Raw genomic sequence first — 14,692 nt, 5'->3', positions numbered from 1 at the left:
CGCGATTTGGCTGCCGCGAATGCCTCGGTCCGATATAGCGGTTCATCACAGCGACGCTGTACCGGCTCAGCCGCCGCGATTGAGGCGCTGCTTGAAACATGAATGAAGAGCGGACGGAGGGAGATCGGCCCCCTCGGCTCGTAGCTGGCGGAAACCGGCTCGGCCGCACCATCCATTCAGTGGTCGGCCGCGGCGAACCGCTCTCAGGAAATGAGAGACGGCTTGGGGCTGTCGGCGGCGTCGGCGCTTCCTGAAACGCTCCGGCTGGCATCCAGCAGCGCATAGGCGAAAGCCACGAAACCGAGAATGCCGAAAATGGGAAGGATCGCAGTCATGGAGCCTCCGGGCTAGGTCTCCCATCGGCTTAGAGGGCTCGCGCTAACGCTCCGGTGCCAATTATCCTAAAATTGCGCCTATCCCGCCAAATGCGGTTTCGTGTCAGGCGGCACAGCGGTAAATGAAATAGCGCCCTTCGGGCACCTTCCCCGGCCGTGGCAAGGGTTCCAGCCTGTCGTGATCGAGTGGCCAGCCGCTGACCACGATGGCACCGACCTGTGCCAGAGCGACGACGTCGGCAGGCAGGCTGGCAAAGACGACGCGATCACGCTCCGGCACACCGGTCGTGACATCGGCATGGATCAGGATTGCCGCGGCGTCGTGGCGCTCGCGGAACGCCGGCAGCGTCTCGGCGATGTCGCCGACGACGAGAAACGGCGCAGGCGGCATCGAGACCGGGTTCGGGTGCGGATCGCGCTCGAAGACGTAAATCTCGCGGTCAGGCAGCAATTCGCGCAGGTGGTCATAGGTCCGCCCGTTGCCGAGCCCGATCTCGATGACGAGACCCTCCCGCCCCTCGATCGCGGCAGCCGCCCAATCAAGCACGGCGCGTTGCGCTTCGAGGCGGCGGATGAAGCTGTCCAGGCGACTCACGTCCGCTTCCAGCCCTTTCGTTTCCTGTCCGGCCGGATCATGGCCACGCCATGGGCGCTTGCCAAGCCGATCGGGTCGATGGCCTAATCGCGGCACGACTCCGGCGCCAAGACCGGGAGCGACAGCAAGAGCCGCACAGGCTTCTACAGGGAGAGAACTAACCGATGATGACGAAGCGACATCTGCTCGCTGCCGCTATGGCTGTGTCCGTTCTGGCGCTGAACGCGCCGGCTGAAGCCCAGAGCTGGCCGCAACGGCCGATCACCTTCATCGTGCCCTTCCCGGCGGGCGGCGGCACCGACGCCTTCGCGCGGCCGCTCGCGGCACAGCTCGACCAGCAGCTCGGCCAGAGGATCGTGATCGAGAATCGCGGCGGTGCCGGCGGCACGGTCGGCGCCTCGGCCGCGTCGAAGGCGCAACCCGACGGCTACACCTTCTTCGTCGGCGCGGCCCACCACGCCATCGCGCCGGCGCTCTATCCGAAGCTCGACTTCGACATCAAGACGGACTTCATCCCGATCGCGGTCATCGCCCAGCCGCCGCAGGTGATCGTCGTCCACCCGGGCAAGGTCCAGGCCAAAACCGTGGCCGAGCTGATCGACTTCGCCAAGAAGAACCCGGAGAAGCTCAACTACGCCTCGGCCGGCAACGGCACGACGCACCATCTCGCCGGCGAGCTCTTCCAGCTCTCGACCGGGACCAAGCTGACCCATGTGCCCTATCGCGGCGCAGGCCCTGCCCTGCAGGACACGGTCGCCGGTCAGGTCGATATCCTGTTCGATGGTCTCGGCTCCTCCGCGCCGCAGATCCAGAGTGGCGCATTGCGCGGGCTTGCGGTCGCCGCAGCCACGCGTTCGGACGCCGTTCCCGATGTCCCGACCGCGAAGGAAGCGGGCCTGACCGGCTATGAGGTGTCGACCTGGTATGCGCTCTGGGCGCCCAAGAACACGCCGGCCGAGGTCGTGACGCGGATGCGTGCCGAGGTGGCGAAGGCGCTGAAGACGCCGGCCATCGAAGCCGCCTGGAAGAAGAGTGGGTCGCCGATCCCGACGCTGGCCGGCGATGATTTCGCCAAGTTCGTCACCGCCGAGATCGAGCGCTGGGGCAAGGTCGTCAAGGAGGCGCAGGTGAAACTGGAGTGAGGCGCTCCCTCGCCGCTCAGGCCTCCATCTCCGCCTCGCCGTCGATGACGGCGCGCGCCGTGGCATAGTCGAAGCCGAGACGCGCCAGCGCGGCGAGGTCCTTCTGGCGGCAGGCGGCGCGCTGAGCTGCCACCCGCCAGGGGCCGAGACGCCGGCGCCGGGCCGCCACCCGCGCCGCTATCATTTCCTCGCCGGCATCCGCCCTCGCGAGTTCTCCGACGAGGTCGCGCGAGACGCCCTTCGCTGCCAGTCGGGCGGCGACAGCGCGGCTCGACTGCCCTTTCCGCCGCAACGTCGCCGCCCTCGCCTCCGCAAAGCGCCGGTCGTCGACGAGCCCGCTGGCAATGCAGCGCGCGACAACGCCATCGAGCGTGACCGTGTGAAGCGCCGGGTCCTCGCCATGATGGCGGCAACTCGCGGCGATCTTGCGCGCCAGCACCCGGCGCAATTGCGCAGCCGGCACGGAATAGCGCTCGAGATAGTGCAATGCCGCCCGCTGCAGATACGCGGCGGTGATGCGCCGCGGCGCGCGGGCTGTTCGAGGCCCCTGCCCTGGCCCGGTCTTCTGGTCGGCCATTCGCAGCAGCGCCCTAGTCCGATATCGGCTTGGAGCGGCCGGCCTTGACGCCCGAACGGCGCTCCTTCGAGGCGAGCCGGCGCTCTTTCGAGGCCTTCGTCGGCTTGGTCGCGCGCCGTACGGTGGGGCGAACGGCCGCGGCGCGGATCAGCTCCAGCAGGCGCTCCACCGCCTCTTCGCGGTTGCGCTTCTGGCTGCGATGGGCCTGGGCGACGATGACGATCACGCCTTCCTGCGTCAGGCGGCTGCCGGCGAGCTTCATCAGCCGGATCGCGACATCGTTGGGCAGCGTGGGCGAGCGGCGTATGTCGAAGCGGATCTGCACTGCGCTCGACACCTTGTTGACATGCTGCCCGCCCGGCCCGGAGGCCCGCACGAAGCTTTCCTCGATCTCGCTTTCGTCGATCGCGATGGACGGGGTCACTTGAATCATGGGAGGAGGCTACTTCACTTCCCGCAGACTTGCAGCGGAGAGTTTCAGTGGAGATTTGCGGCCTTGAAGCCTTCCCGCGACATCGACCGGCTGATCGAGATCATGGCGGCGCTACGCACGCCCGGTACCGGCTGCCCCTGGGACCTGGAGCAGGATTTCGCCTCCATCGCTCCTTATACGGTCGAGGAAGCCTATGAGGTCGCCGATGCGATCGCGCGCGGCGACCGGCTCGATCTCAAGGACGAGCTGGGCGACCTGCTGCTCCAGGTCGCCTTTCATGCCCGCATGGCCGAGGAGGAAGGCTCCTTCGCCTTCCCCGACGTGGTCGAGGCGATCACCTCCAAGCTGATCCGCCGCCACCCTCATGTCTTCGGCGAAGCGCGCGATCTCTCGCCTAAGGAGGTGAAGGCGCTCTGGCACCGGATCAAGGCCGACGAGAAGGCCGCCAAGGCCGCGGAGCGAGAGACCGCCGGCCTGCCGTCCAAGCAAGAGGATCAAAGCGTTCTCGCCGGCGTGCCGCAGAGCCTCCCCGCCCTCACCCGTGCCTGGAAGCTGCAGGCGCGCGCCTCGACCGTCGGCTTTGACTGGAATGATGCGCGGCTCGTGCTCGACAAGGTGCGCGAGGAAACGCTGGAGATCGAGGAAGCGCTCGCCGGCGGCGACAAGGCGGCGATCCGCGAGGAAATCGGCGACCTGCTCTTCGTCGTCGCCAACCTCGCCCGCCATGTCGATGCCGATCCGGAAGGCTGCCTCGCCAGCGCAAACGCCAAGTTCGAACGCCGCTTCAAGGGTATCGAGGAGGCGCTTGCGACCGAGGGCCGGACCGCGAAGGAGGCGAGCCTCGACGAGATGGAAGCGCTCTGGCAGGCGGTGAAGAAGGCGGAGAAGGCAGGCGGATAGTTCGTTGGCCGAGATGGTCGGGTCGGCGCTTCGCTTCGCCCGAGAATATCGCCGGTCAATTCTGCCGCTGAGCCTCAGGGAAACGCACCGAAAACGCCCCTTCCCGCTCCGGAGGCAGCCTGACCAGAAGGTTGAGCGCGCCGTCCTCGGCATCCTCGCGCGACAGGATCTCGCCATTGGCGTGAAGCCAGGCGAGCGATTTGCCGTCGCCGGGCGCAAGGCTCAGCGCATAGACGGGCCGGGAGAGAGCGATGCGAGCCTCGATGGCGCGCGTCAGCCTGTCCATCCCCTCCCCCGTCAGGGCCGAGACCAGCATGGGCTGCGTCCCCTCTGGCCGAAGCGAAGCGATGCCGAGCTGGCGCTCGCGCTCGGCCGGGTCGAGAAGATCGGACTTGTTCCAGACCTCGACGACGCGGTTGCCGTCATCCGGGTTGATGCCGAGGTCGCGCAGGATCGCCTGGACATCGGCGGCCTGCGCCTGCGTGTCCTCATGCGAGACGTCGCGGACATGCAGCAGGACGTCTGCCTCGATCGCATCCTCCAGCGTCGCGCGGAAGGCGGCGATGAGCTGCGTGGGCAGGTCGGAAATGAAGCCGACGGTATCGGACAGCATGATCCGCGCGCCATGCGGCAGCTTGATCGCGCGCGCCGTCGGGTCGAGCGTGGCGAAGAGCATGTCCTGCGCCAGCACCTCGGCTGAAGTGAGCCGGTTGAACAGGGTCGACTTGCCGGCGTTCGTGTAGCCGACCAGTGCGACGACGGGATAAGGCACGCGCTTGCGGCTGGCGCGGTGCAGGGAACGGGTGCGCTTCACGGACTCCAGATCGCGCTCGATCTTGGTCATCCGCTCCTGGATGATGCGCCGGTCGGCCTCGATCTGGGTCTCGCCGGGACCGCCGAGGAAGCCGAAGCCGCCGCGCTGGCGTTCGAGGTGAGTCCAGGACCGCACCAACCGGCTCTTCTGATAGTTGAGATGGGCAAGCTCGACCTGAAGCGCGCCCTCCTTGGTGCGGGCGCGCCGGCCGAAGATCTCAAGAATGAGGCCGGTACGGTCGATGACCTTGCAGCCGAAGACCTTTTCGAGATTGCGCTGCTGGACCGGCGAGAGCGCGCAATCCATCACGACGAGGCTTATCTCCTCGATCTTGATGCGCTCGGCCAGTTCTTCGACCTTGCCCTTGCCGAGATAGGTCGCGGGCCTCAGCGCCGTGAGCAGCACCTGCACCGGCTCGACCACGGTGAGGTCGATCGCAGCGGCAAGGCCGACCGCCTCATCGAGGCGGGCGGCGAAGGAACGCTGGTTGGCATCGAGCGCGACGCCGCGCTTCTGGAGATAGGGACCGACGACATAGGCGCGCGTGTTCGCCGCGATCTCGCGTTCGATCTCGTCGAGCGGCTTGAGGCCTGTAACCTTCGTAGCCGCTCGTTCCTTGTCGCTTCCGCGGCTGGCCGCCAAATCAGTTCTTGTCCGTTTCCTCGGGCTCGAACAGCTGCACAGGATGGCCCGGCATGATGGTCGAGATCGCGTGCTTGTAGACCAGCTGCGAATGCCCGTCACGCCGCAACAGCACGCAGAAATTGTCGAACCAGGTGACGACGCCCTGCAGCTTGACGCCGTTCACGAGGAAGATCGTCAGCGGAATCTTCTGCTTGCGGACGTGATTGAGAAAGGTGTCCTGGAGGTTCTGTGCCCGCTCAGCGGCCATGGGTAGTCCCTTTTGTTGGGATCGCCGATCGGTTTACGCCCCGCGATCCAGTTCGCCCCGTTACGACCGACGGCGTATTCCGCCGACCTCGGAGCCCGATGCCTTATTAGACCGTCGAGTTCACCTACAACGCAAGTGCAGCATAGCCGCGTTTTTACGCAGGGCCCCTGCGTTGAGCGCAGATGCGCCCAAGCGACAGGCAGTCCAGCCGCTCTCAGCCGACGCCGAGCGACTTGAGCTTGCGATGCAGTGCCGAGCGCTCCATGCCGATGAACTCGGCGGTACGCGAGATGTTGCCGGAGAAGCGCGAGATCTGCGCAACGAGGTACTCGCGCTCGAAAATCTCGCGCGCATCGCGCAGGGGCAGACTCATCAGCCGCTCGCCGCCGGAGCCAGAGGGCGTCGTCGGCACCATGGCGCCGACCTCGGCCGGCAGCATCTCGACCGTGACCTCGGCGCTCGGATCCCCCTTGGTCAGGATCATCAGCCGCTCGACGTTGTTGCGCAGCTCCCGGACGTTCCCGGGCCATTCATGGGACTGCAGCACCGCCATGGCATCCGAGCCGATCCTGCGCTTGGGCAGGCCCGTCGCGACCGAAATCTGGTCCATGAAGAACTCGATCAGCTCCGGCACGTCCTCGCGTCGCTCCGAGAGGGGTGGCACCTTGATCGGGACCACGCTCAGCCGATGGTAGAGGTCCTCCCGGAAGTGCCCATCGGCGATGAGCCGCGCCAGATCGCGGCTCGACGACGAGACGATCCGGACATCGACATGGACCCTTGTCGCGCCGCCGACACGCTGGAAATTCTGGTCGACCAGCACACGCAGGATGCGGTTCTGCGTCTCGCGCGGCATGTCGCCGATCTCGTCGATATAGAGCGAGCCGCCATGCGCCTCCTCGAGCGCGCCGATCCGCCGTGAACGTCCGTCGCCGCCCTCGACGCCGAAGAGCTCCTCCTCCATCGTCTCGGGGGTAATCGTCGCCGCGTTGATGACGACGAAGGGCCCGCTCGAGCGGCTGGACGATTCGTGCAGCGTGCGCGCTGTCAGCTCCTTGCCGCAGCCGGGCTCGCCGGTGATGAGCACGCGCGCATTGGTCGGCGCGACGCGCTCGATCGTCTGGCGCAGCTGGTTCACGACGGTGGTGCGGCCGACGATGCGGTTGGCCTGGACCGAGCGCGTCTTCAGGTCGCGGACCTCGCGGCGCAGGCGCGAGGCCTCCAGCGCGCGCTCGGCGACGAGCACGAGCCGGTCCGCCTTGAACGGCTTCTCGATGAAGTCGTAGGCGCCGCTCTTGATGGCGGAGACGGCCGTCTCGATGTTGCCGTGGCCGGAGATCATCACGACAGCGAGGTCGGGATGGTTCTCCTTGATGATCTCAAGCACCTGCAGCCCGTCGAGCCGGCTGCCCTGCAGCCAGATGTCGAGGAAGACGAGGTTGGGCCGGCGCGCGGCGATAGCCGCCAGCGCCTCGTCGGCGGAGCCCGCCTTGCGGGTGCGGTAGCCCTCATCCTCGAGAAGGCCGGCGACCAGATCGCGGATGTCGACTTCGTCGTCCACCACCAGGATGTCAGCGCTCATAGGCGTATCCCATTCCTCATCTCTTGATCGGACGATGAGGGGCCCTTTTGGGCCGCCACATCGCCACTCTCTTCGTCCTGGGCGGGGCCGGTCTCGGGGAACCACAGCCGGATGCGGGCGCCCCTGGTCCCGCTGGCTGCGTCGGGGCGGTCGAGCAGTTCGATGCCGCCGCCGTGGTCTTCCAGAATCTTGCCCACGATGGCGAGGCCGAGCCCGGTGCCGCCTTCGCGCGTGGTCATGTAAGGCTCGAGCAGCTTCTGGCGCTGGTCGGCTGGCAGTCCCTTGCCGTTGTCCATGACGTCGATGACGATCCGCCCGTCATCACGCCGTTCCAGGCTGACCTCGATCCGGCCCGGCCCGCCGCGCTCTTCCGCCGGCACGGCCTCGATCGCCTCCGTGGCGTTCTTGATGACGTTGGTCAGCGCCTGCGAGATCAGCCGCCGGTCGAAGCGGGCGGTTGCGGGCTCAGCCGGCAAGCTCTCCTCGATCGTCATCTCGGGATTGCCGACCCTCCAGAGGAAGACGATCTGGCGAACGGTCTCGACGATGTCCTCCTGCGCCAGCGAGGGCTTCGGCATGCGCGCGAAGGAGGAGAACTCGTCGACCATGCGCCTGATGTCCTCGACCTGCCGAACGATCGTATCGGTGCACTGGTCGAAGACATCCTTCCCTTCGGTGATGACGCGGCCGAATCGGCGCTTGATGCGTTCGGCCGAAAGCTGGATCGGGGTCAGCGGATTCTTGATCTCATGGGCGATGCGGCGGGCCACGTCGGCCCATGCCGCGGTGCGCTGGGCCGAGACAAGGTCGGTGATGTCGTCGAGCGTCACGATGAGCCCCGCGCCAATCCCCTCCCCTTCGCGGGCGGCGCGGATGTTGACCATGCGGTCCTGCCCGCCCCGGCTGAGCGTCACCTGCCCCGCGCTCTGGCGCTGCCGGCCGTGCAAAGCCTCCGAGACGAACTCGGTCACCTCAGGCGCGATCTCCTCGATCGGCTTGCCGAGCAGCCGCCCGCCGGTTCCGAGCAGGCTCTCGGCCGAGCGGTTGATCGTCGTGATGTGGCCGTCGCTGTCGATACTGAGCACTCCGGAGGATACGCCCGAGAGCACCGTCTCGGTAAAGCGGCGGCGCTTGTCGATGACCTCGCTCGCCGTCACCAGGCTGTCGCGCTGGCGGCGGAGTTCCGCAGTCATCTTGTTGAAGGTCTCGCCCAGATGGGCCAGGTCGCCCTCGGATCTTCGGATCGGGACCTGCACGTAGAAATTGCCGCTGGAGACCTGGTCCGTCGCGTGGATCATCCGCCGGATCGGCGCAACCAGCCCGTTGGCGAAGCTCAGGCCGAGCCAGATCGCCGAAAGCAGCAGGATGAGCGCGATCAGCCCGTACATCGAGGCGAAGGCGATCTGCACGCCTTTGCGGCGCGCATCGATCGAGAGATACTCGACTGCCGCCCCGCGCGCGACCGCAGGGAACTCGACCGCGAGCGGATCGACTTCGCGCGCGATGTGCAGGAAGCCGTTGTCATAGGCCGGCAGTTTCATCAATGCGCCGAAGACGCGCCCGGTGCGCGGGATTACACAGATCGGCTCGGGCGAGGATTGCGCGTCGTCGAAGGCTGCCTGATCGGGCTTGGGCGCATCGCGCAGCACGTCGATATTCGCGCGCGCAAGAACGTTGTCGGGCCCCGACATGATGGCCGCGACGGGTACGCCCAGCGCCGTGGCGCGCGCGGTCATGAAATTGTCGAACCATTTGCGGTCGACGGTATAGGTCGGCCTGGCGCGGGTGAGATCGTCGGCAAGGATGCGGATTTCGCGGCCGAGCGAGCGGCACTGCCCGGCAGCGTAGGCGTCGGCCACCTCGACCGATTTGAAGATCGCGTCGCGCATCCGGTCCGAGAACCAGGGCTCCAGGCCGCGCTCGATCGTGAAAGTGGCAATCACGGCCACGAGCACGGCCGGCAGGGCCGCGATGATGCTGAACAGGCCGACAATGCGGACGTGCAGTCCGGCAGCGGCTGCGCCGGCCTTGCGAGCCCGGATCAGCACCGCCGCCTCGAAGGCGACGATGACGATGAGGGCGAGGATTAGCAGCGCATTGAGGATGAAGACGCCGACCACCACCTCGTGGACTGGCGCGATCGGCGTGGCGCCGGAGAGAACGAGAAAGGTGAACAGCGCAGAGACCAGCGCCAGGACGACGACGGTCGCCCCGATCCATCCGGAGACGCGGCGGGACTTCTCCTCGCCGCGCGGCACCATCCTGGTCTCGCTGACAGAAGCGGACACGTTCTCTGACAACTCCGTTGCAACGCGATCACAAAACGATCGCCTCTCGGCGCGCACTGATGCGCCGCCGCAACGGTGTTGTCAAAATATGACAGGAAGGAGGCAGGCAGGTCGCTCTTTTCCGACGGATCACCGCGGCGAGCGCACCACCTGCATGTCGAGCTCGCGAATCTTCTTGCGTAGCGTGTTCCGGTTGAGGCCGAGCAACTCGGCGGCCCGGATCTGATTGCCCCGAGTCGCAGCCAGCGCAGCGGCGATCAAGGGCGGTTCGATCTCACGCAGAATGCGGTGATAGAGCCCGGGCGGCGGGATATTGTCGCCGAAGCTACCGAAATACTGGCCGAGATGACGTTCGACGGAGCCGGAGAGCGTCTCCGCGCGCTCAGGCGACGCCTGCCCGCCCGAAAAGCCCGTGCCCGCGGCCGCAGGCTGCAGTTCGGCCTCGACGATCGGCGCGGTGATGGTCTCCTGTGGATAAAGCGCGGCGAGACGGCGGACGAGGTTTTCGAGCTCACGCACGTTACCCGGCCAGCGATAGCGCCGCATGACGTCCATCGCTTCCGAATCGACCTGCTTGCGCGGCAGTCCCTCCTTCTCGACCAGCGAGAAGAAGTGACGGACAAGGTCCGGGATGTCCTCCACGCGCTCCCGCAGGGGGGGCAGGCGGATCGGCACGACGTTCAGGCGGAAAAACAGGTCCTCGCGGAACAGGCCCTGCGCGATCGAAATGCGCAGATCCTTGTTGGTCGCAGCGACGATGCGGACATTGGTCTTGATCGGCGTGCGTCCGCCGACCGTGGTGTATTCGCCCTGCTGCAGGACGCGCAGGAGCCGGGTCTGAGCCTCCATGGGCATGTCGCCGATTTCGTCGAGAAAGAGCGTGCCGCCTTCCGCCTGCTCGAAACGGCCGGACGAGCGGGTCAGCGCCCCGGTGAAGGCACCCTTTTCATGGCCGAACAGCTCGGACTCGATCAGGTCTTTCGGGATCGCCGCCATGTTGATCGCGACGAAGGGGCCGTTCTTGCGCTTGCCGTAATCGTGCAGCGCCCGGGCCACCAGTTCCTTGCCGGTGCCGGACTCGCCATTGATCATCACGGTCAGGTCGATCGGCATGAGCCGCGCCAGCGCACGGTAGACATCCTGCATCGCCGGCGAGCGGCCGATCAGCGGGATATCCTCCGGCTCTGCCGCATGGCTGCGGGCGTCGCCGCCGCGCGGCCGCGACATGGCCCGCCCGACGATGGCCACGAGCTCCTTCAGGTCGAAGGGCTTCGGCAGATATTCATAGGCTCCGCGCTCGGACGCCTTGATCGCCGTCATGAAGGTGTTCTGCGCGCTCATCACGATGATCGGCAGTTCGGGCCGAACCCGCTTGATGCGGGGCAGCAGATCGAAGGCGTTGCCGTCCGGCATGACGACGTCGGTGATGATCAGGTCGCCCAGTCCCTGGGCAGCCCAAGTCCAGAGCGTCGCAGCCTGGCCGGTGGTCCGCACCTCATAACCGGCGCGGGCGAGCGCCTGATTGAGCACGGTGCGGATCGCGGCGTCGTCGTCGGCGACGAGGATGTGACCTGTCGGCATCTGTTCTGTTAGGCCTTGCGTTGACTGCCGTGACCGAGCTGGTGCAGCGGCAGGAGAATCCTGAAATGCGTGCGGCGGGGAACGGACTCGCATTCGACGATTCCGCCGTGGTCCCCGATCACTTTGGCCACGAGTGCAAGTCCAAGGCCACTTCCCTGGGCCTTGGTCGTGACGAAGGGATCGAACAGGTGCTGGACCAGATCCGGCGGCACTCCGGGGCCGTTGTCGCGGACGCCGATCTCGAGCGGCAGCGCGATGCGCTCCTGCGAGCCGGGAACCTGCATGCGGATACCCGGGCGATAAGCCGTAGTCAGCATGATCTCGCCGTCGATCGCATGTTCGCCAATGGCTTCCGCGGCGTTCTTCACCAGGTTGAGCAGAACCTGAACCAGTTGGTCCCGATTGCCGGAAACCGGCGGCAGCGAGGGGTCGTAGACCTCTGTGAAGCGGATGTGCCGGGCGAATCCGGACTGGGCCAGCCTCTTCACATGGTCGAGCACGTCATGGACGTTGACAGGGTCGCGCTCGCTCGGGCGTTCGTCGCCGAAGAGTTCCACTCGCTCGACCAGTTTCACGATCCGATCCGTTTCGTCGCAGATCAGCTGGGTCAACATCCGGTCCGAATCCGGGATCGAGCCTTCGAGCAGCTGAGCCGCACCGCGAATGCCGGACAGCGGGTTCTTGATCTCATGAGCCAGCATGGCGCCGAGTGCGGTGATCGAACGGGCAGCCCCCCTGTGCGTCAGTTGTCTGTCCATTTTTTCAGCAATTGTCCGTTCTTGCAGCATTAGGACGACTGCATCGCCCTGGCTGGGCAACGGAGAGGCAAAAACATCGACGATGCGATCAATGCCGAGGCGGGGCGAGCCCAGATCGAGGCGATATTCGCTGACGCTGGCACCGCGGCGCTGCACCTCTTCGATCAACCCCAGCACAGGCGAGCCGAAGGCGATGAGATCATCAATGCGCTGGCGTTTCAGCAGCGCGGCGCTGGACTGGAAGAAATCCTCGGCCGCCGTATTGGCATAGATCACCGCATGCCCGTCGCCGATCACCAGGACGGGCATGGGCAGGACGTTCAGGGCCTGCACCTCAATCGGGTCAAGCAGGTATGTACTCCTGCTTTCGAGCCCCTTTTCGGCAAACATCGCCGTCATCTGGCCCCTCCTTCCACTACTCAGGCTGCAACGCGGTCATATTCGGTGGAAAACAGTCCCCTCAGGGCCGCAAGGACCACTTGGGGATCGTCTGAAGTCAGCAGGCTACGGCGGCGTTCGGCATCGGGTGCGCAGCCCGCCGCGACGGCCTCATCCGCATAGGCGGCGAGATGCTTGCGCGCATGGCGCACGCCATGCGCAATGCCCATCAGGGACAGCAGCCCTTCGTAATGCTCGCAGGCGAGCGCGAGCTTCTCCGAAACCGTCAGTTTTTCGGGGTCGCGGCCATCGAGCTCTGCACCGATCTCGCCGACCAGCCAGGGGCGCCCGAGCGCGGCACGCCCGACCATCACGAAATCGGCACCGGACTGCTCCAGGCAGGTTCGGGCGTCCTCGGAATCGTGGATGTCACCATTCGCCACCAGCGGGAAATCTCCGGCGGCGCGGACCGCGGCGATGGCGCTCCAATCCGCCCTGCCCTTGTAGAATTGCTGGCGCGTGCGGCCATGCACCGTGATCATTTGCGCCCCGGCAGCGACCGCCCGGCGGGCGAGCTCAGGCGCATTGCGCGAGGCGTCGTCCCAGCCCAGCCGCATCTTCACAGTGATCGGAATCTTGACCGCAGCCACGGCCGCCTCGACCAGCGTCAAGGCATGGTCGAGGTCGCGCATCAGCGCCGATCCGGCCCAGCCGCCCGTCACCTTCTTGGCGGGGCAGCCCATATTGATGTCGACGATCGCAGCACCATTGGCCTCCGCCAGGCGGGCCGCCTCGCCGAGCCAGTGCGGATCGCAGCCGGCGAGCTGCACGACATGCGGCGAGACGCCGTCGCCCTCGGCGCGGATGCGCGCTTCCTCGCTGCCGCGGACGAACTCGTCCGAAGCGACCATCTCCGAGACCACGATCCCGGCATGCCGGCGCGCAGCGATGCGGCGCATCACGATGTCGGTCACGCCGGACATCGGCGCCAGGAAGGCGCGGGAGCGAATTGAAATTCCAGCGATATTCAAAATGTTCAGCCTGCTTTTGAGGCAGCCGCGATTATGCATATTTATTGGACATTGCTGCAGAAGCGCAAGCCAATGCAAGCGGATATTGCAATGCAGCAGCGCCGCCCCCCCTGCCGCATGCCGACGAAATTGGCTATGGCTGCCCGTGTAACCCGCTTGCTTAGCCAGGACGCCCGCCCTTGCAGAACAATCCCGACGCGTCGATGCCCGTCGCCGCCCTGCTCGTCGCGGCCGGAAAAGGCCTGCGCGCCGGAGGCGGAGAACCGAAGCAGTATCGCCTCGTCAATGGTCGTCCCGTGCTGGCCCATGCCCTGCTGCCCTTTCTCGCCGATCCGTCCATCGGCCGCATCGGCGTGGTGATCGGCGATGGCGACGAGGGCCGCTATGCCGACGCGGTGGCCGGCCTCGACAGCTCTCGTCTTTCCGCGCCGACGCTCGGCGGCACGACTCGTCAGGAGTCGGTGAGGCGCGGTCTGCTCGCCCTCTCGCGGCAGGGCTTCGAAGGCATCGTGCTCGTTCACGATGCCGCGCGCCCCTTCGTCTCTCCTGCGCAGATCGCGGCGGCCGTCGGGAGGCTCGGCGGGAGCGAGCTCGCTGCGATCCCGGCCTTGCCGGTGACCGACACGGTGAAGCGGACCGACGCCAGCGGCCATGTCGCCGAAACGCCGCCACGCGACCAGCTCGTCAGCGTCCAGACCCCACAGGCCTTCCGTTTCGGACCCCTGCTGAAAGCCCATGAGGCTGCCCAGGCCGCGCAGCTGCACGGGTTCACCGACGATGCCGCCCTGATGGAATGGGCTGGCCATCCTGTCGCGACCTTCCCGGGGGATCCGGCGAATATCAAGCTGACCCATGCCGAGGATTTCCTGCGCGCGGCGTCCCGCTCCGGCAAGGTGCTCGTGACGCGTGTCGGCACCGGCTACGACGTCCATGCCTTCGGGCCCGGCGATCATGTCTGGCTGGGCGGGATCAGGATCGGACACGACCACGGCGTCGTCGCCCATTCGGATGGCGATGTCGCGCTGCATGCCCTGACGGACGCCCTCCTCGGTGCGCTGGCCGATGGCGATATCGGCACGCATTTCCCGCCAAGCGACCCGCAATGGCGCGGCGCGGCCTCGGCTCGCTTCCTGGCCTTCGCGGCGGATCGCGTGCGCGAGCGCGGCGGGCGGATCGACCATCTCGACCTCACCATCGTCTGCGAGGCGCCCAAGGTCGGCCCGCATCGCGACGCCATCCGTGCCGAGATCGCGGCCGTCGCGGGCGTGCCGGTCGGGAAGGTCGCGATCAAGGCCACGACCTCCGAGCGCATGGGCTTCACCGGCCGGCGCGAGGGGCTGGCGGCGCTGGCGACGGCGACGATCCGCCTGCCCGAAGAGGAGTGAG

The 14,692-nt window shown here is 66.6% G+C and carries 14 protein-coding genes; 3 read left to right on the top strand and 11 right to left on the bottom strand.

The window, feature by feature from the left end:
- Nucleotides 1–203: 203 nt before the first annotated feature.
- Complete coding sequence (locus BoBH3_RS10615) at nucleotides 204–335, bottom strand: hypothetical protein (RefSeq protein WP_262330758.1); 132 nt, start codon at nucleotides 333–335, stop codon at nucleotides 204–206.
- Between the two features lie 103 nt (nucleotides 336–438).
- Nucleotides 439–930: a class I SAM-dependent methyltransferase gene (locus BoBH3_RS10610; protein ID WP_262330757.1), complete on the bottom strand. Its 492-nt coding sequence runs from the start codon at nucleotides 928–930 to the stop codon at nucleotides 439–441.
- A gap of 164 nt (nucleotides 931–1,094) precedes the next feature.
- On the opposite strand from BoBH3_RS10610, the gene BoBH3_RS10605 reads away from it, so the two are divergent.
- Nucleotides 1,095–2,072, top strand: coding sequence for a Bug family tripartite tricarboxylate transporter substrate binding protein (locus BoBH3_RS10605; RefSeq protein WP_262330756.1), 978 nt, complete (start codon nucleotides 1,095–1,097; stop codon nucleotides 2,070–2,072).
- 16 nt (nucleotides 2,073–2,088) lie between these two features.
- On the opposite strand, the gene BoBH3_RS10600 is transcribed toward BoBH3_RS10605, so the two are convergent.
- Nucleotides 2,089–2,649: a regulatory protein RecX gene (locus tag BoBH3_RS10600; protein ID WP_262330755.1), complete on the bottom strand. Its 561-nt coding sequence runs from the start codon at nucleotides 2,647–2,649 to the stop codon at nucleotides 2,089–2,091.
- Between the two features lie 13 nt (nucleotides 2,650–2,662).
- Entirely contained in the window at nucleotides 2,663–3,082 is a 420-nt protein-coding gene (gene arfB, locus BoBH3_RS10595; protein WP_262330754.1) for an alternative ribosome rescue aminoacyl-tRNA hydrolase ArfB, read from the bottom strand.
- A gap of 63 nt (nucleotides 3,083–3,145) precedes the next feature.
- On the opposite strand from arfB, the gene mazG reads away from it, so the two are divergent.
- Nucleotides 3,146–3,982, top strand: coding sequence for a nucleoside triphosphate pyrophosphohydrolase (gene mazG, locus BoBH3_RS10590; RefSeq protein WP_262330753.1), 837 nt, complete (start codon nucleotides 3,146–3,148; stop codon nucleotides 3,980–3,982).
- Between the two features lie 55 nt (nucleotides 3,983–4,037).
- On the opposite strand, the gene hflX is transcribed toward mazG, so the two are convergent.
- The 7 genes from hflX to dusB all read right to left on the bottom strand — a co-directional run bounded on the left by hflX (nucleotide 4,038) and on the right by dusB (nucleotide 13,345).
- Nucleotides 4,038–5,366 (bottom strand): GTPase HflX, encoded by a 1,329-nt coding sequence (gene hflX, locus BoBH3_RS10585; RefSeq protein WP_262331179.1) that lies wholly within the window; start codon nucleotides 5,364–5,366, stop codon nucleotides 4,038–4,040.
- A 73-nt stretch (nucleotides 5,367–5,439) separates the two neighbouring features.
- The gene (hfq, locus tag BoBH3_RS10580; RefSeq protein ID WP_038365847.1) at nucleotides 5,440–5,688 is read right to left on the bottom strand and encodes an RNA chaperone Hfq; all 249 of its coding nucleotides are present in this window, start codon (nucleotides 5,686–5,688) and stop codon (nucleotides 5,440–5,442) included.
- 214 nt (nucleotides 5,689–5,902) lie between these two features.
- Entirely contained in the window at nucleotides 5,903–7,270 is a 1,368-nt protein-coding gene (gene ntrX / locus BoBH3_RS10575) for a nitrogen assimilation response regulator NtrX (protein WP_262330752.1), read from the bottom strand.
- Nucleotides 7,267–9,558: a sensor histidine kinase NtrY-like gene (locus tag BoBH3_RS10570; protein WP_262330751.1), complete on the bottom strand. Its 2,292-nt coding sequence runs from the start codon at nucleotides 9,556–9,558 to the stop codon at nucleotides 7,267–7,269. Before BoBH3_RS10570 ends, ntrX begins: the two co-directional genes overlap by 4 nt.
- A gap of 129 nt (nucleotides 9,559–9,687) precedes the next feature.
- On the bottom strand, nucleotides 9,688–11,139 hold the full coding sequence (gene ntrC / locus BoBH3_RS10565) for a nitrogen regulation protein NR(I) (RefSeq protein ID WP_262330750.1): 1,452 nt from the start codon (nucleotides 11,137–11,139) through the stop codon (nucleotides 9,688–9,690).
- A gap of 8 nt (nucleotides 11,140–11,147) precedes the next feature.
- A complete protein-coding gene (locus BoBH3_RS10560; protein WP_262331178.1) occupies nucleotides 11,148–12,206 on the bottom strand; it encodes a two-component system sensor histidine kinase NtrB in 1,059 nt (352 codons plus the stop codon).
- A gap of 110 nt (nucleotides 12,207–12,316) precedes the next feature.
- Nucleotides 12,317–13,345 carry a tRNA dihydrouridine synthase DusB gene (dusB, locus tag BoBH3_RS10555; protein WP_262330749.1) on the bottom strand — a complete coding sequence of 343 codons (1,029 nt, stop codon included), beginning with the start codon at nucleotides 13,343–13,345 and terminating at the stop codon, nucleotides 12,317–12,319.
- A 164-nt stretch (nucleotides 13,346–13,509) separates the two neighbouring features.
- On the opposite strand from dusB, the gene BoBH3_RS10550 reads away from it, so the two are divergent.
- On the top strand, nucleotides 13,510–14,691 hold the full coding sequence (locus BoBH3_RS10550) for a bifunctional 2-C-methyl-D-erythritol 4-phosphate cytidylyltransferase/2-C-methyl-D-erythritol 2,4-cyclodiphosphate synthase (RefSeq protein ID WP_262331177.1): 1,182 nt from the start codon (nucleotides 13,510–13,512) through the stop codon (nucleotides 14,689–14,691).
- The last annotated feature ends 1 nt before the right edge of the window (nucleotide 14,692 follow it).

The sequence above is a fragment of the Allobosea sp. BH3 genome (genome assembly GCF_025499465.1).
In the GTDB taxonomy this organism is placed as follows: Bacteria; Pseudomonadota; Alphaproteobacteria; order Rhizobiales; family Beijerinckiaceae; genus Allobosea.
Note: the sequence above shows the minus strand (reverse complement) of the source record. Positions and strands in the feature narration are given on the sequence as shown.